The sequence below is a fragment of the Aeromonas rivipollensis genome, from assembly GCF_010974825.1.
GTDB classification, from domain to species: domain Bacteria; phylum Pseudomonadota; class Gammaproteobacteria; order Enterobacterales; family Aeromonadaceae; genus Aeromonas; species Aeromonas rivipollensis.
Window position 1 is genome coordinate 243,990 of the sequence record NZ_JAAILA010000013.1, and the last position, 23,050, is coordinate 267,039.

A 23,050-nucleotide genomic window follows, 5' to 3' on the forward strand; every position below is an offset into this window, starting at 1 on the left:
GAATGGATGAGAGTGATCGATGACTTGAATGTTTTTACACGACAGGCCCCCGTGGGGGCAAAGGCTTTTTGGGATCTGGCGCAACCTTTTGCCCCCATGGCCGACGCCGACACTATGGAAAAAGCCCTGAACGGGCCAGGGCTTGCAGAGAACATGCATGGAAACGGGGGCGAGACAGCACAGAAGGCTTTCTGTGCCCCTTTTTGGCAAATTTACAGCTTGGCGGTGAGCTCGGGCAGCAGGGTGAAGAGATCCCCCACCAACCCGTAGTCCGCCACCTGGAAGATGGGGGCTTCCGGGTCCTTGTTGATGGCGACTATCACCTTGGACTCCTTCATCCCCGCCAGATGCTGAATGGCACCCGAGATGCCGATAGCGATGTAGAGCTCGGGGGCCACTATCTTGCCGGTCTGGCCCACCTGCAGATCGTTGGCGACAAAGCCCGCATCCACTGCGGCCCGCGAGGCCCCGACCGCGGCCCCCAGCTTGTCGGCCAGGGCGTCAATCAGTGCAAACTGCTCTTTCGATCCGAGCGCCCGCCCGCCTGAGACCACCACCCGCGCCGCGCCAAGCTCAGGCCGTGCGGATCGCACCGCGCGCCGCTCGATGAGCCGGGTCCGGCAGGCCAGCTCGGGGACGGGAAGGTGCTCGACCCTGGCCTCAGCCCCCCCGCTCTCGGCGCAAGGGAAGGCCGATGCCCGTATGCTGAGCACCTTGACGGGCGCCGTGCTCGCCACCCGGGCAATGGCGTTGCCCGCATAGAGGGGGCGCAGGAAGGTGTCGGGCCCCTCAATGTCCGTCACGTCTGAGATCATCTCCACCCCCAGCCTGGCCGCCACCCGTGGCAGCAGATCCTTGCCGTGGCTGCTCGCCGCCATCAGGCAGTGCTGATAATCCCGCACCACGGGGGCCAGCAGCCGATCGATACCGTCATTGAGCCCTTCCGCCAGCATGGGGTGTTCGGCCAGCAGCACCCGGGTGACTCCCTGCAAGGAGGCCGCCTGCTCCCCCGCCTCCGCCAGCCCCTGACCCAGCAGCAGCAGGTGGACCTCGGCGCTGATCCGGGTCGCCGCCGTGACCAGACGGGCGGCGCTGTCCGCCAGCTGGCCCTGATGATGTTCGGCAATAATGAGTACGCTCATGGCAGCACCTTGAAGTCGTCCGTTGTTGTTCCTGTCTGTTCGCCAACGCACCCGCTGGCGGCAGCCGGCCGGCCCGCGGGATAGGCCGTGACCCTGCATGTGCTCATGGGATCACCTTGGCTTCGTTCTTGAGCCTGTCCAGCAGCTCGTCCACCGAGCCCACCCTGATGCCGGCGCGCCGGGGGGCAGGCGCCATCACCCCGAGCAGCCGGGTCTGACCGGCGGGCTCGACCCCAAGGGCCGCAAAGGGGGCGCTCTCAATCGGCTTGCGCTTGGCCTTCATGATGTTGGGCAGCGAGGCGAAGCGGGGTTCGTTCAGGCGCAGGTCCACCGTCACCACGGCAGGCAGCCCCATGCCGAGGGTCTCGAGACCACCGTCTATCTCGCGGGTCACCTGCAGCTCCCCCTCCACCAGCTTGATGGCGGAGGCGAAGGTGGCGAGCGGCCAGTCGCAGAGGGCCGAGAGCATCTGGCCGACCTGGTTGTTGTCGGAATCGATGGACTGCTTGCCGAGCAGCACCAGGCTGGGCTGCTCCCGCTCGCACACCTTTTGCAGGGCGCGAGCCACTGTGAGCGGGGTCAGGGTCTCGTCGGTGACATAGTGCAGGGCCCTATCCGCCCCCAGCGCCAGGGCATGGCGCAGCTGCTCGGCCGCCGCCTCCGGGCCCAGGGTCACCACCACCAGCTCGGTGGCCACCCCGGCTTCGCGCAGCCTCACTCCCTCCTCCACCGCGATCTCACAAAACGGGTTGATGCCCATCTTCACATTGGCGAGCTCCACATCGGAGCCATCGCTCTTGACCCGGATCCTGACGTTGAAATCAACGACCCGTTTGACAGCGACCAGCAGCTTCATGGCGGTCATCCCTCGTATCGGTTGAGTGAATCCATTTTGCACTCTCACACTTTTATGCTGACAAAATGGTTTACGTTTACGTAAACTACCAGCACTACCCTAGGCCAAGTCGAGCGCAGAGGCAAGATGGAACGCGAAGCAATGGAATTTGATGTCGTCATCGTCGGTGGCGGCCCGGCTGGCCTCAGTGCCGCCATCGCATTGAAGCAGCAGGCCCCGGCTCTCTCGGTCTGCCTGCTGGAGAAGGGGGCTGAAGTGGGCGCCCATCTGCTCTCCGGCGCCCTGCTCGATCCCGTCGCCCTCAAGGAGCTGCTGCCGGCGCGCTGGCAAGAGGCGCCCCTCGGCGTACCGGTCACGGATGATCAGGTCCATCTGCTGCAAAGCGCGTCGCGTGCCCTGCAACTGCCCAACTGGACGGTGCCGCCGCGGATGCACAACGACGGCTGCCACATCATCAGCCTCGGCAACCTCTGCCGCTGGCTCGCCCGGGAGGCCGAGGCGCTCGGGGTCGAGATCTACCCCGGCTTCGCGGCGAGCGAACTCATAGTGGAAGAGAGCAGGATAAGAGGGGTGGTAACAGGGGATCTGGGTCTCGACAAAGAGGGCAACCCCAAGGCGGATCACGTGCCCGGCATGGCGCTCTATGGTCGCTACACCCTGTTCGCCGAGGGGGCCCGCGGCCACCTCGGCAAGCAGCTGATCGCCCAATTCAATCTGGAAAACACCGCCCAGCCCCAGCACCAACCCCAGCACTATGCCATCGGCTTCAAGGAGCTGTGGCAGGTGCCCGCCGGTCAATCTCATCCCGGCCGCGTGCTGCACGGCAGCGGCTGGCCGCTCGGGGAGCAGAGAGGCAGCAAGAGTCAGGGGGGCTTTTATCTCTATCATCTGGCGGACAACCAGGTGGCGGTCGGCCTCATCGTCGATCTCAACTACCAGAATCCCTGGCTCAGCCCCTTCGACGAGTTCCAGCGCCTCAAACACCACCCTCTCATCGCGCAGACCCTGCAGGGGGGGGAGCGCATCAGTTACGGCGCTAGGGCCATCACCAAGGGGGGCTGGCACTCCCTGCCCCGCATGCATTTCCCCGGCGGCCTGCTCATCGGCTGCGATGCGGGCACCCTGGATTTCTCCCGCATCAAGGGCATTCACACCGCCATGAAGTCCGGCATGCTGGCGGCCGGCACCGTCGCCATGAGCCTGCGCGGCGGTGATGAGGGCGGGCGGGATCTCGCCGAGTATGGCGATGCGCTGCAACAGAGCTGGCTGGCCAGGGAGTTGATCGCTGCCCGCAACTTCGGCGCCGCCCTGCACCGCCTCGGTCCCTGGCTCGGCGGCGCTTTCAACTGGCTGGAGCAGCGGCTGTTTGCCCGCGCCTCTCCTTTTACCCTGCTGGACAAGGAGCCGGACTACCGCCAACTGCGCCTGGCCAGCCGCTGCCAGCCCATCGACTACCCCAAGCCGGACGGGCGGCTCAGCTTTGACAAGCTCTCTTCGGTGTATCTGGCCAACACCAGCCACGACGAGGATCAGCCCTGCCACCTCAAGTTGCAGGACGAGCGCATTCCGGTGACTGTCAACCTGCCCACCTGGGCGGAGCCCGCCCAGCGCTACTGCCCGGCCGGGGTCTTCGAGATAATTGAGGCCGAGACCCAGAACGCAGAGCAGCAGCCCCGTTTGCAGATCAACGCGGCCAACTGCATTCACTGCAAGACCTGCGACATCAAGGATCCCAGCCAAAATATCGTCTGGACGCCACCCCAGGGAGGATCCGGCCCCAACTATCCCAATATGTGATGGTGCAAGGATCTGCAACATCAAGGATGCTCAGCCCCAGAACATCGTCTGGACCCCGCCTCAGGGAGGCTCTGGTCCCAACTACCCTAATATGTGAGATGGGCAAACGGGCCTGTGACATCAAGGATGCTCAAGCCCAGAACATCGTCTGGACCCCGCCTCAGGGAGGCTCGGGGCCCAACTACCCCAATATGGGATCCCTGGGATCCCAGGGATCCTGGTCGATTTATCCCCCGGCAATCCCCCGCCTGGGCCGGGTTATGCCGGCTCAGGCAGCTGCTCCGACCTCGCCGTTTTTTTGAGCAAACAGGCTGAACCCCCGATGAATAGCCCCTGACAAGCGGTGCCCGCCCCTGTATAGTTCGCCGCATTCAGGTTGTCCATCGGCCTCGTTATGCTATTTCATGGGATCGCTTTCTGTGCGATCTAGGGCCGCATGAACCTGTGCAACCATCCCTGATTACCCACGACTTCTTAAGGGGGGACAGATGATCACCGCCTACATTCTCAATAACAAGGTGCTGGACATAGTCACGCTCGGGCCGGACGACATAGTCCCCGACAACACCGTCTGGCTGGATGCCTACAAGCCGGACACGGCGGAGCGAGAATGGTTGACGGGCCTCTTTCTGGAAGAGGTCCCCGACAAGGAGGAGCTGGACGACATCGAGGCCTCCGCCCGTTTCTACTGGGACACAGATGGTCTGCACATCCACTCCCTGTTCCCCCAGCGGATCGGCCGTGACACCAAGGGTGTCCACGTCTCCTTTACCCTGCGCAACAACCTGCTGATCAGCATCCGCGAGGATGACATCGGCCTGGTGCGCCTGCTGCGTCACTACATGCGCCAAGACAGGCTGGAGGTGGAGAATGCCCTCGACATCCTGCTGGAGGTGCAGAACCTCAAGGTGGAATACCTCTCCGATCTCATCGAGGACGGCTACAAGACTCTGGAGAACACCGCCGATCAGATCTTCGAGCCGGATCAGATCAACTCCATGCTCAAGGAGCTGATGGCCCAGGAAGAGGCCAACGGCCAGATCCGTCTCTCCCTGCACGATACCCGCCGAGCCCTGCGCTTCTTGAAACGCAGCCTGCGCCAGCGGATGACAGGGGAGCAGAACAAGTGGATCGACGAGATGCTGCACGACGTGGAGTCCCTGCTGCCCCACACCCAGTTCCTATTCGACAAGATCAACTTCCAGCTGGAGGCCTCCATGGGGGTGACCAATCTGGAGCAGAACAAGGTGATCAAGATCTTCTCGGTGGCAGCGGTGATCTTCCTGCCCCCCACCCTGATCGCCAGCATCTACGGCATGAACTTCGGCCGCATGCCGGAGCTCGCCTGGGAATACGGCTATCAGATGTCCCTGGTGCTGATGGTGATGTCGTCGCTCGGCACCGGCCTCTTCTTCAAGCGCAAGGGCTGGCTGTAACGCCATCCGGCATCAGACAAGCTGAGCAGAGATTGGGGGGCACTGGCCCCCCGATTAATTCCCCCGCCTTGCAAAGGGCCGCCTCCCGCCCCATATCCCCTGCATCAATAGTTCAACCCCGGAACGGGCCTTATGACCCTCTACCCCGAACATCGCTATGACGATCATGGCCAACTGCGCCCACCGCTCTGGTTCTGGCCCATCGCCCTCTTGCTGACCCGCTCGGTCTGGCTGTTTCTGATGGCCGGCGTCACCCGGGAGAGCGGCAGCGCAATCCTGACCCTCTTCTACCCGGACAAGATGAGTCTCTATCTCAGCCTGCTGACGGACGTGCCCGCCATGCTGGCGCTGCTCGCCTTTGGCGGCACCTATCAGCAGACTAACAGCCTGCGCGCCTGGCTCAGGCGCCACAGCCGGGGCCTGCTGCTCTGCTCCACCGCGAGCGGTCTGCTGATGCAGCTGCACAGCCTCAATCTGCAGAAGTGGTCATTTAGCTGGCCCACCGCCCTGGTGCTGGTCGCCAGCCTCTGGGCGCTCTGGTATCTGCTCAAGAGCCGCCAGCTGCGGGATTACACCCAGGATCAACCCCATTAACGGGCACCGTCGTCCGCCTCATTGACGGGTGACCCGGATCTGCAGGGTCTGGCGTTCGCTGCCGCTCGCCACCCCGACCCGTGACGGATTGGAGAGTGCGGCCCCCTGGCCCTCCTGACTGGTGGAGAGTTCCCCCACCGTCAGCCACTGCCCCGGGGCGCCGCTCACCTCGGTGGCGCTCTGCCCAGTCTTGATGTCGCCGCGCTCAAGCCTGGCCTGCTCGCTGCTGAGCGCTATCTGTACCCTGTCCCCTATCAGGGTGGCGGTGGCGTAGAGGCCGCTTATCAGCGGCATCATGCCCACCACCCGACCCCCCTGCCAGCGATAGAAGGTGACCGGCTGATAGGAACCCATTTGCAGCAGCACGGGCCGCCCCGAGAGGCCGCGCACCTGCCAGTTGTCCTGCTGGGTGCGCTGGTAATCCTCAGCGCCCCCCTCCAGCAGCCACTGCCGTTTGGCGTTGTCATTGCCGATGCCTATCCCCGCCTGCCGGCTGCTGGACGCCCCCGCCACCCGCCACTCGATAAGCAGGCTCTGGGGCGGCTGGTTGAGCTTATCCAGCACCCTCTCGGCCTCCTGCAACTGGGCGGGCGTACCGCTCAGCACCAGCTGGTTGCCCATGGCACTGACCCCAAGCTCGGGGTATAGCTCCTTGAGGGTCTGCACCATCCCTTCTGCCTCAAACACAGGTATGACCTTCACCTCGGCCCGCAGGGGCAAGGCCCAAAGCACGCAGCACCCGAGCACCCAACACCAAGCTCTCATCCTCGTCCCCCTCTTGCCGTCCCTTTTGCCGTCCCTTTTGCCGTCTCTCATGGCGTCTCTCTCATCACTCCTTGCCATCATGGGCCATGGCGCCCCGATTGCAATGGCAAGGGGCAAAACTGCCGGGCCCATGACGGAGTCATGAAGGTCCTTATCCGGCTCGTTTTCGAGCCCAAAGAAAAGACTCATTGAGAGACCACTCAATACAAATAAAAATGGTTATCATTTGTTGTCACAACAATATCCCTCGGATACAATTCGGACTCATTTTTTCGAGTCAGCCTCTGATGAAGCCAGAACCTGTCGTCTCCTCCTCTGCAGCCATCCATCTGGCCCTGCTGATCAACATGCTCTCCATGGGCAGCATGATGATGGTGATGCCGCTCGGGCCGGATCTGGTCATCAGCCTCGGCATGCAACCGGAACAGACGGGTTATTTCAGCGGCGGTGCCACCCTGGGCGCGGCTCTGATGGGGCTTATCGCCGCTCCCTGGCTCGATCGCGTCAACCGCAAACCCACCCTGCTGGTGCTGCTGACCCTGCGTTTCCTGCTGCTGATGGCCTGCGCCCTGGTCCAGAACAGCCAGCAACTGCTGATGCTGTTCATTCTGTCGGGCTGCGTGGCCGGGCCGCTGGCCGCCATCCTGATGGCCGCCGTGCTGGACCTGGTGCCGCCGGCCGAACGGGGCCGCCGCCTCGCCTACGTGGGCATGGCCTTCTCGCTGGCCGCCATTTTGGTGGTGCCCGTCGCCCTGGTGCTGGCCCAGTGGCTCGGCTGGCAGAGCCCCTTCCTGCTGTTTGGTGCGAGCGGCCTGCTGCTGGCCCTGCTCTGCGCCCGGCTGCTGCCCTCACTGCCGGTGACTCGAGCCCCGCAAGGCCAGGGGCTGCGCCAGTTGCTGGGCTCGCCGCTCTGTCAGGGGGCCCTGTGCATCCTCTGCCTGCAGATGTTCGGCCACTTCCTGCTGATCCCGCACTTTGCCAACTACTTCCAGTTCAACCTCGGTTTCCCGCGGGAACAGATCGCCGCCCTCTACCTGTGCGGCGGCCTCGCGAGCATGGCCACCATGCGCCTGTGCGGCGGCTGGATAGACAAGGGTCGTGCCCAGGGCGCCATACTGCTCACCAGCCTGTTGCTGGCCCTGGTCACCCTGCTCGGCTTCGCCGCCCCCGTCGGCCTGCCCGTCTACCTGCTGTTTACCCTCTTCATGGCCCTGAGCTCGGCCCGCGCCAGCACCACCCTAGCTGTCACGGCGGCCATTCCGGCCCCCCATCAGCGCGCCGCCTTCATGTCCTTCCAGGGCACCGTCACCAATGTGGCGGCCGGGGTCGGCAGCCTGCTTTCGGCCAGATACCTGGTCTCCGATGCGGGGGGCGCCCTGCACGGTTTCTCCACCCTGGCCTGGATCAACATCGGCTGCGGCCTGCTGGCCTGCGCCGGCGTCTGGTTCCTCATCCGGGGACTGGAGCGGACAAGAGATAACAATAATCCTGCCTCTGGTACTGCCAGACAAGGAAGTCAGTGAGCATTTGGGCCCACAGCGCCCTACCCCATAACCTCTGTTTATTCATGGAGTTTTGACAATGCAGTTGCAGCATGGCGTATTTCGTTTGAACCCGATTTTGCTCTCCCTCGGCCTGCTGGCCGTACCTGGCCTGGCCCAGGCAGAGTCGGTCAAGGCCAACGAGACCATGGTGGTCACCGCCACCCAGACCAAGCACACCGAGCTGTCCGCCCCGGCCAGCGTCTCGGTGGTGACCCGTGCCGATCTGGACAAGATGAACGTCAACAACATCGGCGATGCCCTCAAGCACGTGCCGGGCGTCAACATAGTCTCCACCAACCCCACCGGCCGCAACGAGATCAAGATCCGTGGCATGGGGGGTGACTACACCCTGCTGCTGATCAACGGTAAACGGGTCAACGCCCGCGAGACCCTGGGCAGCGCCTACGGCAACGACTTCGACTTGAGCTCCATCCCCATGGCCGCCATCGAGCGCATCGAGGTGATCCGTGGCCCCGTCTCCTCCCTGTACGGGGCTGATGCCCTGGGCGGCGTGGTCAACGTGATCCTGCGCCAGGCCAAGGAGAAGACAGAGGCCGCCGTCGGTTACACCCACAGCATGCCCACCGAGGGTGATGGCGGCGATGCCAACCAGGCCAGCGCCTATGTTTCCGGCGCCCTGATCGACAACAAGCTGCTGGGCAGCGTGGTGGTGGAAGGCTATCAGCGCGACAACTGGAAGAGCGATCAGTCCAACAACCCGGACGCCGATGCGCTGGAAAAACGGGAAGTGGTCAACGTGCTGACCAGCCTGAAGTGGCTGGTGGCAGACAACCAGGACATCGACTTCGATCTGGGTTACAACCAGAACGACATGGACAGCTACTTCAACAACGTGCCCCGCGCCCCGACCGCACCGGCCACCCCCCACAACGTGCAGAACCTGGATCGCCTGAGCCTGGGGCTGACCCACAACGGCCGTTGGGAGCACTTCGACAGCCGCGCTCGTTACTACTTCGAGCAAATCGATCTGATGGATGACTCCCAGCTCAATGGCGGCGCCGCCGATGTCACCCAGACCAACAACACGGTTGACGGTCAGGTCAGCGGTTACCTGGGTGATCACCTGCTCACCTCAGGCGCCGAGCTGCGCAAGACAGAGCTGGAGCACAGCCGCAACATCGCCAATGGCAGCGTGGATGCGACCCAGAGCGCCGTCTACCTGCAAGACGAGTTCGGCTTCGGCGATCTGGCCCTGACCCTCTCCGGTCGCCTGGATCACCACGAGACCTATGGCACCGAGTTCAGCCCGCGCGCCTACGCCCTCTACACCCTGACCGACGAGTGGGTGATCAAGGGTGGCGCCGGCAAGGCGTTCAAGGCCCCGACCCTGGCCCAGTCCAGCGAAGGCTTCTCCACCACCGCCTGCCGCGGCGCCTGCCAGGTCATCGGCAACCCGGATCTGAAGCCGGAAACCGCCGTCAGCTATGAGCTGGGCACCGCCTACGAGGCCGCACGCTTCGGTGCCGGGGTGACCGGCTTCCACAACGAGATCGAGGATCTGATCCAGAGCGATCAGTGGGGCCCGGGCTACCGTCCGACCGTGATGACCTACCTCAACGTCAAGGAAGCCCGCATCAAGGGTCTGGAGCTGACCGGCTGGGTCGACGTGCTGGACAACGTGACGCTGACCGGCAACTTCACCCTGCTGGACTCAGTGGACAGGAGCACAGGGGATGATCTGGCCAAGACCCCGGATCACACCGGCAACCTCGGTCTGGACTGGCAGGCGAGCGAGTTCGTCAGCGCCAACCTGGCCTGGCAATATGTCGGCAGCCAGGTGATCAAGGTCCCGGCCCGCAACTCCCAGGCGTTCACCTCCAAGCACTACCAGACCCTGGACGTCAACACCAACTGGACTGTCACCCCGGCGCTGGACTTCAAGCTCGGCATCACCAACCTCACCAACACCAAGCGTGATGAGGTGGCCACCGACGCCGACTTCATCCTGGAAGGTCGCACCGTCTACGCTGGCGTAGATTACAAGCTGTAAGATCTCCCTGCGGGAGCCCCGAGATCGGGGCTCCCTTTTTGCGTTTCTACTGCCCCGTATCAAAGGAGTTGTTGCGTGCTCAGATACCAAGCTCAGCTGTTCTGGCTCGGAGTGCTGCTCCTCATACTGCTGATTTCTCTGTCACTGGCCACAGGCGCCGGTGTCTATGGTGGCCGCGAGGTCGCCGGTTTCCTGCTGGGCGATCCCGCCCTGGTGGCCGATGAAAAACTCGCCATGATAGTCAATACATTGCGATTGCCCCGCACCCTGGCGGCCCTGGTGGTGGGAGTCTGTCTCGCACTCGCCGCCTCCATGCTGCAAAGCGCCACCCGCAATCCCCTGGCCGAACCCGGCCTGCTCGGGGTCAACGCCGGTGCCGTCTTCGCCCTGGTGATCGGGCTGACCTATTTCGGTGTCGAATCCGCCTACGGCTATCTGCTCTGGTCCGGCATGGGGGCCCTGCTCGGCAACCTCATCGTACTGGGTCTCGGCCTCATGGTGGGGCGCTCCAACCCCCTCAAGCTCATCCTGGTGGGGGTCGCCCTCTCCGCCACCTTCGGCGGCCTCTCAAACTTCCTGCTGCTCTCCAACCGGGTGGTGCTGGAGCAGTTCCGCTTCTGGAACCTGGGGTCGCTGGCCGCCTCCAGCCTGGAGTCCGTGCTGACGGTGATCCCCTTCGCGCTGGCCGCCCTGCTGCTGACCCTGGCGCTGTGCCGCCAGCTCACCCTGATGCAGATGGGGGACAACCAGGCCCAGGCGCTCGGCATACGGCCGACCCGGGTGCGCATCGGCGTGCTGCTGGCCGCCACCCTGTTCACCGCCTGCGCCATCGCCATTGCCGGTCCCATCGGCTTCGTCGGCTTCCTGGCCGCCTACTGCGCCCGCCTGGTGGAGCCGGTGCGCCTGGCCATCCAGGTGCGCTTCTCCGCCCTGTTCGGGGTGCTGTTCCTGCTCGGTGCCGACATACTGGCGCGCTGGCTGCTGCAGCCGTTCGAGCTGCCCAACGGCGTCATTCTGGCGCTGATCGGTGCCCCCGTGCTCATCCTGGTGGTGCGCAGCGGCGGCTTCCGCTCCCTGCTGGCCGTCAAATAAGGTGCCCTCCCATGAATAACGCCATGAACATGAGGGCCCCCCTGCCCGAAACCCGACTCCCCACCGGCACCCTGCGCCTGCGCCTCGGCCGCCGCACCCTGCTGCTGGAGCGCCGCGCCTGGCTGATCACCCTCGGGCTCGTGCTCGCCCTCACCCTGCTCTCCCTGCTGGCCCTGACCCTGGGCTCCGGCAAGATCACCATGATGGGTGTCGTCCAGACACTGCTTGGGGAGGGGAGCCGGCTCGACCAGGTGACGGTGTTCAAGATCCGGCTGCCGCGCATCGTCGCCGTGCTGGTGGCGGGCGCCGCCATGGGCCTCTCCGGCTGCCTGGTGCAGACCCTGGTCCGCAACCGCCTCGCCACCCCGGACATGATAGGGGTCAACGAGGGGGCGTCGCTCGCCATCATCATCTTCTCCCTCTACCTGACGCTCGGCAGCTGGCCCTGGTGGGCCGCGCCCTTCGGCGCCCTGTTTGCCGCCGCCGTGCTCTATGCCCTGTGCAACAAGCCGGGGGAGCAGGGCTACCTGTTCGTGGTGATCGGCATAGGCGTCTCCGAGCTGATGAACGCCATCGGCCAGTTCGCCATGTCCACCCAATCCCTGGTGCACCTCACCAGCCTTTATCTCTGGAACATGGGCAACTTCGTCGGCCAGGGTTACGGCACAGTCGTGCCTGTGGGGATACTGATCCTGCTCATCTGCCCCTGGGTCGTCTATCTCTCCCGCGCCCTCGGTGTGCTGCGCCTAGGATCCGTCACCGCCAGGACCCTGGGGGTCAACGTCAACCGGGTGCAGCTCGGGGTGCTGGCCCAGGCCATACTGGTGGCGGCCCTTGGCACCGCCATCGGCGGCCCCGTGGTCTTCATCGCCATGGCGGCCCCCATACTCGCCTCCTGGCTCTCCCGGGATCGCATAGTGCCGCTCTGGATTGCGGCCCTGTGCGGCGCCCTGATGCTGCTCGCCAGCGACACCCTGGTGCGGGTGCTGGCCAGCCCCCATGAGGTGGCCACCGGCATCATGACCCGCATTCTCGGCGGCCTGCTGCTGCTGTTCATCCTGATCAAAGACAGACAACGGGCGGACTGACCATGCCATTCATCCATTTTCAAGACAGACCGAGGGCCGCCTGATGACGCTCACAGTGAATCGACTCCATTTCGGCTACCAGCACAAGGCCATCTTCGAGGAGATCTCCCTCTCCATCCCCCAGGGCAAGCTGGTGGGCATCGTCGGCCCCAACGGGGGCGGCAAGTCCACCCTGCTCAAACTGCTGGCGGGCCAGGTGCAGCCCCAGTCCGGGGAGATACTGCTCAAGGGCAGGCCCCTGGGTAGCTATAGCATGAAGGCCCTGGCCCGGGAGCTGGCCTACCTGCCCCAGCGGCCGCTGGTGCCGCCTGGCATCCGGGTCGAGCAGCTGGTGCAGTATGGCCGCCATCCCCATCAGGGCTGGTTCACCCAGTGGAGCGAGGAGGACGCCCGCATGGTGGACTGGGCCCGGGAGCGGATGCAGCTCGATGCCATCTGGCAGCAGAGCGCCAATTCGCTGTCCGGCGGCCAGGCCCAGCGGGTCTGGCTCGCCATGGTGCTGGCCCAGGATGCGGACATCATCTTGCTGGACGAGCCCACCAGCGCCCTGGACATAGGCCACCAGACCGAGGTGATGGAAGCCATCCACAGGGTCGCCGCCGAGGGCAAGACGGTGCTCATCGTGATCCATGACCTCGCCACCGCCGCCCGCTACTGCGACGAGCTGATTGCCCTGGGGGACGGCGGTATCCAGGCCATGGGTCCGGCCCGGGAGGTGGTGACCAAGTCCCTGATCGATCGTCTCTATCAAACCGATGTGGACATACTGCACGCCCCCGGCGATGGTGCCCCTGTCATAGTGCCCCGCCGGCGCCAGGATACAGCGCCAAGCAAGCAGTCGGCCTGAGAGAGATAGCAAGAAACCGCCTGATGGCGGTTTCTTTGTCTGGGCAGTGACGGGGCGCGAGGGCCCGGGCGGAACTCACAGCAGCAAGGTGGTGAGCACGCCCCCCGGCAACCGCTGCCAGTGCAGGGTGCAGCGCCAGCCGGCGGGCAGGGTCGGCGTCAGGGGGGCCTTAAGCTCCAGGGTGAGGGTCTGCTCCGTCAAGGCGAGCCAGCGGGCATCGAGAAAGTCGAAGTAGCGCCCCACCCTGGGATAGAGCGCCTTGAACAGGCTCTCCTTGGCCGAGAACACCAGGGTCAGCCCCCGGGATCTGTCGAGCCCGAGCGCGCCGGCCCCGGCCTCCAGCCGCCCCCACTCATCCTCATCGGCTATGCCGGGCCAGAGCTGCGCCGCTTGGCCGGCCTCGAGCCAGGCCTCCAGATCCAGCCCCATCCCCCCCTGGGCGGGACGCACCCCACAGAGCGCCACCCCCTGCCCCGCCAGCTGGCTGTGGCTGATGCTCCCCTCCATCCCCACAGGCCAGAGCGGCTCGCGGGCGCGCCCTATGGCCACTGTACTCCCCGCCAGGCCGAAGGGGCGCAGGGCCTCACGGGCCGCGAGGCGTCCCGCCAGAAACTCCCCCAGCCGCTTGGGGGCTGCCCCTTGCAGGCTGGCGGGCAGCGCCATGCCCTGGGCCTCGAAGCAGGCGGGGGTAAAGGCGGCGGCATCGAAGCAGATCCGGTGCAACAGGAGATCAGGGGAGCCTGGCAGCGGCAGGTGATCCCGTTGCAAAAGGAAAGGAGTGAGAGGGGATAAGGGGGGCATCTGGGCTCCTCGCAATGGAGCCTTATGGTAACAAAACCGCCAGGGCCAGCACCACAAATACAAATGACAATGTTTCTCACTTGCGCTTCTGTGGTAGCATGTCCCCGCCCATTTGGACCCCGGTTTTAGGCTGACTGGCAGGCACGACCAACAGGGGCCGCCCGGCATGGGCCAAGAGTGCCGCCGATTTCACCCATTAAGGATGTAACCATGAAGATCTCCTCCCCCCTGGCCGCCGCGCTCATGCTGGCCAGCCTGGTCGGCTTTCAGGCCCAGGCCGGCACCCGCCAGGTGCTCGATGCCAACGGCCAGTCCCAGACAGTCCCCGATGATCCCCAGCGCGTCGTGGTGCTGAGCGAGCTCGATCTCGACAGCGCCCTGACCCTGGGGGTGCAACCGGTCGGCACAGTCAACGGCCGCGGCCAGGGCACCCTGCCCCGCTATCTGCTGGACAAGGCGGGCAAGGCGATCCAGGTGGTCGGGGATCTCGACAACCCCAATCTGGAGAAACTCATCGATCTGGAGCCCGACCTCATCCTCACCGGCCAGACCAAGCCAGAGCTCTTGGCCCTGCTGCAGGAGATAGCCCCCACAGTGGTCACCGGCAACTGGGGCGAGCCCTGGAAAACCGTGTTCAACCGCAGCGCCAATGTGATGAACAAGGAGGCCGAGGCCAAGGCCTTCCTCGCCCGGTATGACGCCCGCCTGGCAGAGGCCCGCAGCAAGCTCGCCAAGCACCAGGGGGAGCAGGTGAGCATAGTGCGCTGGAACCCCAAGGGGCCTAGCTACATGCACGGCGGCACCTTCGCCAGCAGCGTGGTCACCGAGATGGGGCTGGCTCGCCCTGCCCACCAGATAGGCGACAAGAGCCCCCACTCCCCGGCCCTCAGCCTCGAATCCCTCAACCTGCTGGACGGTGACTGGCTGGTGGTCGGCACCCTGAGCGCCAGCGGCGATGCGGTGGATGCCATGAAGCAGGCCGAGCAGACCCCGGCCTTCCAGCAGCTCGGCGCCATCAAGGGCAAGCGCTTCGGCGCCGTGGACGGGTCGCTCTGGACCTCCACCGGCGGCCCCCAGGCGGCACTTAGAGTCATTGAGGATGTCGAGGGGCTGCTCACCAAACCCGATGCGGCCCCCATCACCCAATAAGCCCGCGTGATTGAACGCCAAAAAGGAAGCCCGCATCATGCGGGCTTCTTTGTTTCTCTACGCTTTCGGACAATGCTACTCCGGCAAGGGCAGCGCCTTTCTGTCGAGCTTGCCACTACCAGTCTTGGGCAGGGCATCCAGCAAGAGGATGCGCGCCGGCACCATGTAATGGGGCAGGCTGGCCTGCAGCCCCTTGCGCAGGGCGAGGCGATTGAGGATCACCCCGGCCCTGGCCTCCACATAGCCCACCAGCATGGCGTCATCCCCCTCGCCCATCAGGCGCACCGCCGCCTCCTGCACCCCGGGTTGACGGCGAAGGCCCGCCTCCACCTCCCCCAGCTCGATGCGAAAGCCCCGCAGCTTGACCTGATCGTCCCGCCGCCCGAGATAGAGGAAGCGGTCCGCCCCAAGGAGGCGCACCCTATCCCCGGAGCGGTAGAGGCGGTGGCTCTCCAGGCGTAGGAAGGCGGCCGCCGTCAGAGCAGGCTTGCGCCAGTAACCCTCGCACAGGGCCGGGCTCTCGATGCAAAGCTCACCGACCTCCCCCTCTGCCACCGGCTGCCCCGCCTCGTCCAGCACCCAGTGGCGGTAGCCGGGCAGGCTGTGGCTGATGGTGATCTGCCCATCAAACGGTGGCCAGCGCACCTCGCTCACCAGGGACCAGACGGTGGCCTCGGTGGGCCCGTAGCAGTTCCACAGCCGCTGGGTGCGAGTGCAAAGCTGCTCGGCCAGCCCCATATCCAGCGCCTCGCCGCCGCACAGGGCTGTGAGGGTATGGCGTCCCTGCCATCCTGCCTTGAGCAACATGCGCCAGCAGGCCGGGGTGGCCTGCAGGACGTTAATACTGGGGTCTGCCGCCAGCAGGGCCAGCATCCCTAAGGGATCCTTGTTGTGCCCGCCGCCCGCCACCGTCAGCCGGCCTCCGCCCCAGAGCGGCCCCAGCATCTCCAGCAAGGAGATGTCGAAGGCCGGGGTGGTAATAAAGAGCCAGTGGCAGCTCGGTGAGAGTCCGAGTCGCTCGCGGATCCCGTCGAGGAAGCAGAGCAGGGCCCGCCGACTGATGACCACCCCCTTGGGCTCGCCGGTGGAGCCCGAGGTGAACATCATGTAGGCCGCCAGGGCGTCGTCCACCCTGGGCCAGGAGAGGGTCCCGCCAGGGGCGGGCCCCTTGAGGGAGCGCAGGGGACAACCGAAATCCGGGGTCCCCACCTCGTCATCGCAGATCACCGCCGAGAGCCGGGCCTGACGGGCTATCCCCTGCAGCCGCTCCACCGGGAAATCCGGCTCGAGCGGCACAAAGGTGAGACCGAGGCGCAGGCAGGCCAGCAGGCTGGCCACCAGATCCGGGCTGCGCGCCAGATAGAGGCCAACCCGCTCTCCCACCGCCAGCCCCTGCAGGCGGGCGGCGATCTGACCGACCCGCAAGCTGAGCTCGCCATAGTTGAGCCAGGCGCCGGGGCCGGCCTCGCCCATGCCGTGCTCACTTATGCCTTGCTCACTTCTGCCAGCCCCGCCCAGGCGGATGGCGGGGGCCAGCGGGGTGGCTGCGAGGCAAGCCGCCAGCCGAGAGCCGAGGGTGTGCTCCCTTGCCCCGACCCCCTTGCCTGAGCCTATCGCCATCGTCATAGCACCTCCTCGGGCTGGCGCACCAGCCAATGGTGGAACAGCCGGCAGGGGCAGCCGTATGTCTTGAGATCCCCCAGGTTGAGGGGGGCCCGCCCATCGGCAAAGGCTTCATTGAGGGCCGCAAGCAGGGCAAGCTGCTGCACCGAGTCCACCCCAAGATCCTGCAGGCTCTGCTGCCAGACACCGGGCACGCCGCAATGGCGCTCCCACAGGGCTACCAGCACGCGGGCCTCGGCCGGTGGCTGAGCCTGGCCGGGCTCAGCCCTGGTGGCGGCCATCTGTGTGACTGCCGATGGTGTGGCTGCTCCTTGCGCTGGGGACGGCGCGGCCGCCGCCACTCTGGCCGGTTGGCTCAGGTCCGCCTGCGCCAGCCATTCCAGCTCTCTTATCCAGGCGGCCAGCACGGCCTCGGCCCGCGCCATGGGGATCAGATCCCCGTCGAACTCGAGGCGCAGGTTGAGCCGGCCGCCGCGGGCGTTTACCACCAGGGAGAGCGGCAGCTCCACCTTCTCCACCACAGTGCCAAACTGCGGCACCAGCTGATGGGGCTCGGGGGCGGCAGGGGCCGCCGGCATGGGGTAGTTCTCGAACACGAACAGGCTCTGGAACAGGCGCGCCCTGCCTTTCGTCAGCGCCGAGAGCGACTGGATGCCGTGCTCATTGAGCGCCATCAAATCCGACTGCAGCCTGGCTATATGCTCGGCCAGGCTTAACTCGTTGCGCCACTCCAGGGCCAGAGGCAGGCTGTTGATATAGAGGCCGACGCTCTGGGTGATCCCCTCGACGGGATAGTCCCGGCCCGGGGTCACATTGCCCACCAGGGTGACGACATCGCCACAACGGCGCGCCAACAGGCGATGCCAGGCATATTGCGCCAGCAAGCCCGTGGTCACCCCGAGCTCACGGGCACGGCTCTCCAGCTGGCGCGACAGCGCCGGTGCCAGGGTCTGGCCGCACACCGCAGGCCTATGCTGGGTCAGGTGTGGCTCCAGCGCCACCCCGAACAAGGCGGACAGGTCGTTGGGTCTGGCCAGCAGCGCGCCACGTCCCTGCCAGTAGGCCTCAGCGGTGCGGGCCTGGCTCGCGATATGGCGGCCAAATTCCAGCCAGGCGGTATCCGGCTCTGCCTGGGGCAGCTGGCCCTTCATCAGTTGCTGATAGTGACTGTGCAGGCTGCCCAGCAGCACAGGGCTGCTCCAGCCATCCAGCACGCCATGGTGGGCACTGAAGACAACCTTGTGGTGATCGGGCGTCAGTTTGAAGCAGGCTACCCGCAGCAAGGGAGCCTCGCTCAGCGGGATCGGGCGGGCCAGATCCTGCTGGCGATAGGCCGCGATGCGCGCCTCGGCCTGCTCATCCCCCACCAGATCCTGATAGTGGAACGGCAACTCGGCGTGCTTGAGGATGCGCTGGAGCGCCACCCCGTCTGCCAGCACCAGTTCGCTGCGCAGGGCCGGCCAGCGGGCGATCTGCCCCTGCCAGGCCTGACGGTAAACAGCCACGTCCAGCGGCTGGTGATAGTCCATCTCGGTCTGCAGGTGATAGGCGTGATCCCGGGGCAGCAGCGCCCTGTGATGGAACATGCTCTGCTGCAAGGAGGTCATGGGCAGCAGGGTCTCCACCTCGCGCCCGTTCAGCACCCGATCGAGCGCGGCTTGCGAGAGAGCGATCCCCGGGAAGTCGCTCGGGGTATGACGCGGAGCCTTCAGGTTGCAGCAGTGCTCCACCAGCGCCGTCAGATTGTCCGCCAGCCGCGCCATCAGGGCGTCGCTCCCTTGCTGGTTGAGGGCGCCCACCTGGCGCAGGGTGAGGCGGCCATCAAACACGCCACCGTGCAGGCTGACCAGCTCGCGCGGCAGGTTGTCAGGGGAGGTGGGTGCCCCCGGTGCCATCGGCAGGGGCTGCCAGGGCTGAGCGGCCTCGCCCTGATGGCTGACCCCCAGGTAGTTGAAGACAACCAGGGCTTGCGGTAACTCCTGCCCACGGGGATGGTGCAGCCGCAGGGCGTTGAAGCCCACCCCCTTGTCCGGCACGGCGCGCAGTTGCTCCTTGGTGGCGCACACCAGCGCATCCCACGCCCCTGCATCTTCCAGCGCCAGCGGGTAGGTGCTGGTGAACCAGCCCAGGGTACGGCTCACGTCGAGTTCGGCATCGATGGCCTCGCGGCCGTGCCCTTCCAGCATCACGCAGTGACGGCTACCGTAGCCGAGCTCGCTCAGGGTACGGGTCAGTGCCGCCAGCAGCAGGTCGGGCACCCGGGTGAAGTAGGCCTGGTTGGCGGTGTCGATAAGACGGGCCGTGGTCTCCTTGTCCAGTTGCAGCAGGCTGGCGGCGGCGCGGCCATCTTCGGCGCGTTCGGCCTCCAGCAGACCTTGCTGGCTACCCTCCCCCTGAGCCAGCCAGAAGCCAAGCTGATCCTCTTCCCGTTTGGCGTAGGCCGCCAGCCCCTCGCCCCACTGGCGATAGCTGCTGCCCTTGGCGGGCAGCGGCTCGCCCCTGCTCACCCGTGCCAGATCCTCGGCCAGAATGCGCCAGGAGACCGCATCGATCACCAGGTGATGGAAGGCGAGGAAGAGCCCCTCCACCGTCTCGCCCTCCCGCTCGCCCTCCCGCTCGCCCTCCCGCTCGCCCTCCAAGGAGAGATTACGCAGGCGGGCCCAGGCCAGGGTGTGGCCGCTGGCGGGGTCGAAATCTCCCTGCAGCTCGGTCAGGCGGGCCTGCAGTTCGGCCTCATCGAGGCTGCCAGCATCCAGGGTCGGCAGCGGCGGCAATGGCAGTTCGGCCAGGTAGCGCTGGCCGGTCGGGGTCACCGCCAGACGCAGGGCGTCGTGATGCTGGCGCAGTGTGGTCAGCCAGCCATGCAGGGCGGCATCGCCCACCCCGGCTGGCAGGCGCAGTATTACCCCCTGGTTCCAGTGGCCGGGCTTGGCGTAGCCCTGCTCGAAGAACCAGTGCTGGATGGGATGGAGCGGGAACTCCCCTGTCAGATTGCCCTGTTCGGTCTGGTGACTGACTGCCTGCTGCTGGCCGAGCTGGCGGCAGAGGCGGCGCACCGTCTTGGCCTCGAACACGTCCTTGACGCTGCAGTGCAGCCCCGCATCCCGCAACCGGGTGGTGAGCTGGATGCTGAGGATGGAATCCCCCCCCAGGCGGAAGAAGTCATCCTCCACTCCGAGGGGCTGCTTGAGCACCCCCTGCCAGATGGCGAGCACCGTCTGCTCCAGCTCGCTTTGTGGCTCACTCTTGCTCTGCTGCCAATCAATGGCGGGCAGGCGGCGCAGGTCCAGCTTGCCGTTGGGGGTAAGCGGCATCTCGGGCAGCCAGCAGAGTCGTACCGGCACCATGTATTCGGGCAGGCATTCGCCGGCCCGTTGCAGCAGGGCCTCGCCGTCCGGCTCACTCGCCCCCTCATGCAGGCAGGCGTACGCCAGCAGGCGGCCCTCCTGCACCACTACCTTGATCTGGCGGATGGCCGGACACAGCGCGGCGACTTGCGTCTCTATCTCGCCGGGCTCGATGCGATAGCCGCGCAGCTTGATCTGCTCATCAATCCGGCCCAGATATTGGACCTTGCCGTCGCGGCGCTTGAGCGCCCGATCGCCGGTGCGGTAGAGGCGATGGGTACGACCGTCGAGAGCCAGCTCGATAAAAGCCTCTTGGGTTCGCTCAGGCAGATTGAGGTAGCCACGAGCAAGACCCAGACCACTCAGGCAGAGCTCACCGGGCACACCGACGGGGCAGAGGTTGCCCCCTTCGTCCAGGATCAGCGCTTTTAAATTGCTGATGGGCTGGCCGATGGTTATAGGCTGACCCGGCACGAGCCGCGCGCAGAGCGCCGTGACTGTGCACTCGGTCGGGCCGTACATATTAAAGAGTGCTACCCGCTCCCCCCAGCGTTCCACCAGGCTGCTCGGGCAGGCTTCGCCGCCAAAGCCGATGGCGCGCAGAGAACCGAGATCGGTCGGTGGCAACAGGTTCGCCAGCAGGGCGGTGGGCAGGATCATATGGCTGGCGCCACAGTTGATCGCAGCCGTGATGACCCCCTCGCCCGGCTCGCCAAAGTGCAGGGCCGCGCCGCAGTAGAGCGGCAGCAGGGTTGTCATGTTGCCCGCATCGAACGAGAGGGACATGCAGTTGAACATGGCCCCCTCATGATCAAGGGCGATGCGCTCTGCATGATCCGCCATCAGGTTGACCAGGCTGCCCTGCTCCACCATGACCCCCTTGGGCAGACCGGTGCTGCCGGAGGTGTAGATGATCTGGGCCAGCATGGCCGCATCCCGGGGGATGGCGGGAGCCTTGCTTGGTAGCCCATCCAGCGCCAGCCGATGCAGGTTGTGGTAACCGGCATCTGTGCCCTTGATGGTCTCGGCGAGCCGGGCATCCGGCTCTCCCCCCAGCACCAGCGCAATGCTGGCGTCGCTCAGGATATGAGCCAGCCGCTCGGCGGGATAGGCGGGATCGAGCGGCACACAGGCCGCCCCCACCTTCCAGCAGGCGAGCAGGGCGACCACGAAAGCCACATCCCGTTTGGCCTGGATGCCGATGGTGCTCCCCGGCGTCACGCCTCGGGCCAGCAACCAGTGAGCCAGCCGGTTGGCGCGCGCCTCCAGCTCGCCGTAACTCAGGGCGCCTTCGCCATCACTCACCGCCAACGCATCGGGAAACTGAACAGCGCGCCGTTCGATATGGCAAAGCAGGGTGTCGCGGCTCGGGTAATCCCGCGGCAGGCTGGCAAGCTCGGCGGCCAGCGCCGCCTGGTCTGTGCCCGCCTCCAGCGGCAGTTGCCAGATGTCGGTCTCCGGGGCCGCCACCACAGCGCGCATCAGGTGCAGCAGACGATCGGCGTAAGCCTGGATGGTCTCTCGCTCGAACAAGGCGGTGGCGAACAGCCAGTCCACCCTGACGGAATCCATCAACTCGGTCACCTTGACCGAGATGTCGGTCTTGGCAGGCAGCACCGGCGAGGTCTCCTCCACTAGCTGGCAGCCGGGGATGAGATCGTTGAAATCCACCTTGGCCTGATAGACCAGCATGATCTGGAAGATGGGGTTGATGGCGGTCGTGCGATCGGCGCCTATGGCTTCGGCCAGCGCCTCGAAGCGGTAGAGCTGGTGATCGAAGGCCGCCAGATCCTCCTCCCGGCACTGCTGCAGGTAGTCGATAAAGTTGGGCCGCCCTTCCAGCTGTGTTCTCAGCACGAGCGTATTGACGAAGAAGCCCACCAGGGACTCTATCTCGTGGCGCTCGCGGTAGGCGAGCGGCGTGCCTATGACGACTTCCTTCTCGCCGCTCTGGCGCACCATCAGCAGGGCAAACAGGGCGTGCAGGCCGATGAAGTTGGAGGTGTTGTGGCGCTGGCACAGCCGCTTGAAGCTCTCCCACAGGGCGTTGTCTATGGTGGAGAAGACCAGCTCGCCGCCGCTGGCCTGATGGGCCGGGCGCGGCTTGTCGAGCGGCAGACCGTGCACTTCGGGACTGCCGCCCAAGCGATCCACCCAGAACGGCTTGAACTCGGCGTGATAATCGAGAAAACGGTCCGAGTTGAACCAGCGGGCATAGTCGATGTAGGTAAGCGGCAGCTGGCTCACCTTGAGGGGTTCGCGGTTCTGATGGGCCAGAAAGGCGCGTTTGAGATCCGCGAACATGTTCTTGACCGACCAGCCGTCGGAGATGATGTGGTGCTGGGTGATCAGCAGCACGTGCTCGCGGCTGCCGAGGCGAATGAGGTGCACCCGGCTCAGATCCCCCTGAGTCAGGGAGAAGGGGCGCCCGATCTCCTCGCGCACCCGCCTGGCCACATAGGCCTCGCGCTCGACATCAGGCTCTGCACTCACATCCTCTATCTGCAGTTTGAACGGCTGGTGGGGCAATATCTCCTGGGCCCCCCTGCCCGCCTCGTCCTTGATGAAACGGGTACGCATGCTGGGGTGGCGGGCAAACAGATGGTCGAAGGCAAACTCCAGCGCCGCCGTGTCCAACTCTCCATTAACGCGAAAATAGACCGGCATATTGTAGAGGTGGGAGGCCTCCTCGTACTGCTCGATAAACCAGAGTCCGCTCTGGGAGGAGGAGAGCGGGCCGCTCAATGCCCCTTGCACCTCGATAGGTGCCTCGAAGGCGACGCGGGCCGCCAGGCAGCGCACCAGCTCATCCTTGTGCGCCTTAATGGTGGCGCCGATGGCCGGCGTCACCGCCTCCTTGCTCGACTGAGAGATAAGCTGGCCCTTGTCGTTCAGAGCCAGCTTCACTCCCTGCCGTTCCAGCTGTTTCAACAGCAAAATCATATTGTTCATCTGTTT

At 65.4% G+C, this 23,050-nt stretch carries 17 protein-coding genes; 11 read left to right on the forward strand and 6 right to left on the reverse strand.

Annotation, left to right across the window (positions count from 1 at the left end):
- Positions 1–212 precede the first annotated feature (212 nt).
- Positions 213–1,142 (reverse strand): electron transfer flavoprotein subunit alpha/FixB family protein, encoded by a 930-nt coding sequence (locus G4923_RS10805; protein WP_163137019.1) that lies wholly within the window; start codon positions 1,140–1,142, stop codon positions 213–215.
- A gap of 103 nt (positions 1,143–1,245) precedes the next feature.
- Positions 1,246–1,998 (reverse strand): electron transfer flavoprotein subunit beta/FixA family protein, encoded by a 753-nt coding sequence (locus G4923_RS10810; RefSeq protein WP_163137020.1) that lies wholly within the window; start codon positions 1,996–1,998, stop codon positions 1,246–1,248.
- 126 nt (positions 1,999–2,124) lie between these two features.
- Between G4923_RS10810 and G4923_RS21250 the strand changes: the two genes are divergently transcribed.
- From G4923_RS21250 to G4923_RS10835, 5 genes are all read left to right on the forward strand, one after another.
- Positions 2,125–3,795: an electron transfer flavoprotein-ubiquinone oxidoreductase gene (locus tag G4923_RS21250; RefSeq protein WP_163137021.1), complete on the forward strand. Its 1,671-nt coding sequence runs from the start codon at positions 2,125–2,127 to the stop codon at positions 3,793–3,795.
- Between the two features lie 10 nt (positions 3,796–3,805).
- Positions 3,806–3,892: a 4Fe-4S dicluster domain-containing protein gene (locus G4923_RS21445; protein ID WP_369123945.1), complete on the forward strand. Its 87-nt coding sequence runs from the start codon at positions 3,806–3,808 to the stop codon at positions 3,890–3,892.
- 1 nt (position 3,893) lies between these two features.
- Positions 3,894–4,097 (forward strand): 4Fe-4S dicluster domain-containing protein, encoded by a 204-nt coding sequence (locus G4923_RS21450; RefSeq protein ID WP_163137023.1) that lies wholly within the window; start codon positions 3,894–3,896, stop codon positions 4,095–4,097.
- A gap of 186 nt (positions 4,098–4,283) precedes the next feature.
- Positions 4,284–5,231, forward strand: coding sequence for a magnesium/cobalt transporter CorA (gene corA / locus G4923_RS10830; RefSeq protein ID WP_005332981.1), 948 nt, complete (start codon positions 4,284–4,286; stop codon positions 5,229–5,231).
- 132 nt (positions 5,232–5,363) lie between these two features.
- The gene (locus G4923_RS10835; RefSeq protein WP_163137024.1) at positions 5,364–5,825 is read left to right on the forward strand and encodes a DUF2919 domain-containing protein; all 462 of its coding nucleotides are present in this window, start codon (positions 5,364–5,366) and stop codon (positions 5,823–5,825) included.
- 18 nt (positions 5,826–5,843) lie between these two features.
- Here G4923_RS10835 and G4923_RS10840 read toward each other — a convergent pair whose 3' ends face one another.
- Positions 5,844–6,590, reverse strand: a complete 747-nt coding sequence (locus tag G4923_RS10840) for a hypothetical protein (protein ID WP_163137025.1) — start codon at positions 6,588–6,590, stop codon at positions 5,844–5,846.
- Positions 6,591–6,877: 287 nt separating this feature from the next.
- On the opposite strand from G4923_RS10840, the gene G4923_RS10845 reads away from it, so the two are divergent.
- The 5 genes from G4923_RS10845 to G4923_RS10865 all read left to right on the forward strand — a co-directional run bounded on the left by G4923_RS10845 (position 6,878) and on the right by G4923_RS10865 (position 13,172).
- Positions 6,878–8,113 carry a siderophore amonabactin export MFS transporter gene (locus G4923_RS10845; protein WP_163137026.1) on the forward strand — a complete coding sequence of 412 codons (1,236 nt, stop codon included), beginning with the start codon at positions 6,878–6,880 and terminating at the stop codon, positions 8,111–8,113.
- Between the two features lie 58 nt (positions 8,114–8,171).
- On the forward strand, positions 8,172–10,145 hold the full coding sequence (locus G4923_RS10850; RefSeq protein ID WP_163137027.1) for a siderophore amonabactin TonB-dependent receptor: 1,974 nt from the start codon (positions 8,172–8,174) through the stop codon (positions 10,143–10,145).
- 75 nt (positions 10,146–10,220) lie between these two features.
- Entirely contained in the window at positions 10,221–11,237 is a 1,017-nt protein-coding gene (locus G4923_RS10855) for an amonabactin ABC transporter permease subunit 2 (protein ID WP_163137028.1), read from the forward strand.
- A gap of 23 nt (positions 11,238–11,260) precedes the next feature.
- A complete protein-coding gene (locus G4923_RS10860; RefSeq protein ID WP_420884901.1) occupies positions 11,261–12,325 on the forward strand; it encodes an amonabactin ABC transporter permease subunit 1 in 1,065 nt (354 codons plus the stop codon).
- Positions 12,326–12,368: 43 nt separating this feature from the next.
- On the forward strand, positions 12,369–13,172 hold the full coding sequence (locus tag G4923_RS10865; RefSeq protein WP_163137030.1) for an ABC transporter ATP-binding protein: 804 nt from the start codon (positions 12,369–12,371) through the stop codon (positions 13,170–13,172).
- Positions 13,173–13,247: 75 nt separating this feature from the next.
- On the opposite strand, the gene G4923_RS10870 is transcribed toward G4923_RS10865, so the two are convergent.
- On the reverse strand, positions 13,248–13,973 hold the full coding sequence (locus G4923_RS10870; RefSeq protein WP_163137031.1) for a 4'-phosphopantetheinyl transferase family protein: 726 nt from the start codon (positions 13,971–13,973) through the stop codon (positions 13,248–13,250).
- A 210-nt stretch (positions 13,974–14,183) separates the two neighbouring features.
- Here G4923_RS10870 and G4923_RS10875 point away from each other — a divergent pair, with 210 nt between their 5' ends.
- Entirely contained in the window at positions 14,184–15,122 is a 939-nt protein-coding gene (locus G4923_RS10875) for an ABC transporter substrate-binding protein (RefSeq protein ID WP_163137032.1), read from the forward strand.
- Between the two features lie 75 nt (positions 15,123–15,197).
- On the opposite strand, the gene G4923_RS10880 is transcribed toward G4923_RS10875, so the two are convergent.
- Together G4923_RS10880 and amoG are read right to left on the reverse strand one after the other, a co-directional pair.
- The gene (locus G4923_RS10880; RefSeq protein ID WP_163137033.1) at positions 15,198–16,748 is read right to left on the reverse strand and encodes an amino acid adenylation domain-containing protein; all 1,551 of its coding nucleotides are present in this window, start codon (positions 16,746–16,748) and stop codon (positions 15,198–15,200) included.
- On the reverse strand, positions 16,745–23,044 hold the full coding sequence (amoG, locus tag G4923_RS10885; protein ID WP_163137034.1) for an amonabactin biosynthesis non-ribosomal peptide synthetase AmoG: 6,300 nt from the start codon (positions 23,042–23,044) through the stop codon (positions 16,745–16,747). Before amoG ends, G4923_RS10880 begins: the two co-directional genes overlap by 4 nt.
- Positions 23,045–23,050: the final 6 nt, after the last annotated feature.

Coding starts and splice junctions, on each gene's coding strand:
- G4923_RS10805 (WP_163137019.1), bottom strand. CDS start 1,142: ATGAGCGTACTCATTATTGCCGAACATCATCAGGGCCAGCTGGCGGAC.
- G4923_RS10810 (WP_163137020.1), bottom strand. CDS start 1,998: ATGAAGCTGCTGGTCGCTGTCAAACGGGTCGTTGATTTCAACGTCAGG.
- G4923_RS21250 (WP_163137021.1), top strand. CDS start 2,125: ATGGAACGCGAAGCAATGGAATTTGATGTCGTCATCGTCGGTGGCGGC.
- G4923_RS21450 (WP_163137023.1), top strand. CDS start 3,894: ATGGGCAAACGGGCCTGTGACATCAAGGATGCTCAAGCCCAGAACATC.
- corA (WP_005332981.1), top strand. CDS start 4,284: ATGATCACCGCCTACATTCTCAATAACAAGGTGCTGGACATAGTCACG.
- G4923_RS10835 (WP_163137024.1), top strand. CDS start 5,364: ATGACCCTCTACCCCGAACATCGCTATGACGATCATGGCCAACTGCGC.
- G4923_RS10840 (WP_163137025.1), bottom strand. CDS start 6,590: ATGAGAGCTTGGTGTTGGGTGCTCGGGTGCTGCGTGCTTTGGGCCTTG.
- G4923_RS10845 (WP_163137026.1), top strand. CDS start 6,878: ATGAAGCCAGAACCTGTCGTCTCCTCCTCTGCAGCCATCCATCTGGCC.
- G4923_RS10850 (WP_163137027.1), top strand. CDS start 8,172: ATGCAGTTGCAGCATGGCGTATTTCGTTTGAACCCGATTTTGCTCTCC.
- G4923_RS10860 (WP_420884901.1), top strand. CDS start 11,261: ATGAACATGAGGGCCCCCCTGCCCGAAACCCGACTCCCCACCGGCACC.
- G4923_RS10865 (WP_163137030.1), top strand. CDS start 12,369: ATGACGCTCACAGTGAATCGACTCCATTTCGGCTACCAGCACAAGGCC.
- G4923_RS10870 (WP_163137031.1), bottom strand. CDS start 13,973: ATGCCCCCCTTATCCCCTCTCACTCCTTTCCTTTTGCAACGGGATCAC.
- G4923_RS10875 (WP_163137032.1), top strand. CDS start 14,184: ATGAAGATCTCCTCCCCCCTGGCCGCCGCGCTCATGCTGGCCAGCCTG.
- G4923_RS10880 (WP_163137033.1), bottom strand. CDS start 16,748: ATGACGATGGCGATAGGCTCAGGCAAGGGGGTCGGGGCAAGGGAGCAC.
- amoG (WP_163137034.1), bottom strand. CDS start 23,044: ATGAACAATATGATTTTGCTGTTGAAACAGCTGGAACGGCAGGGAGTG.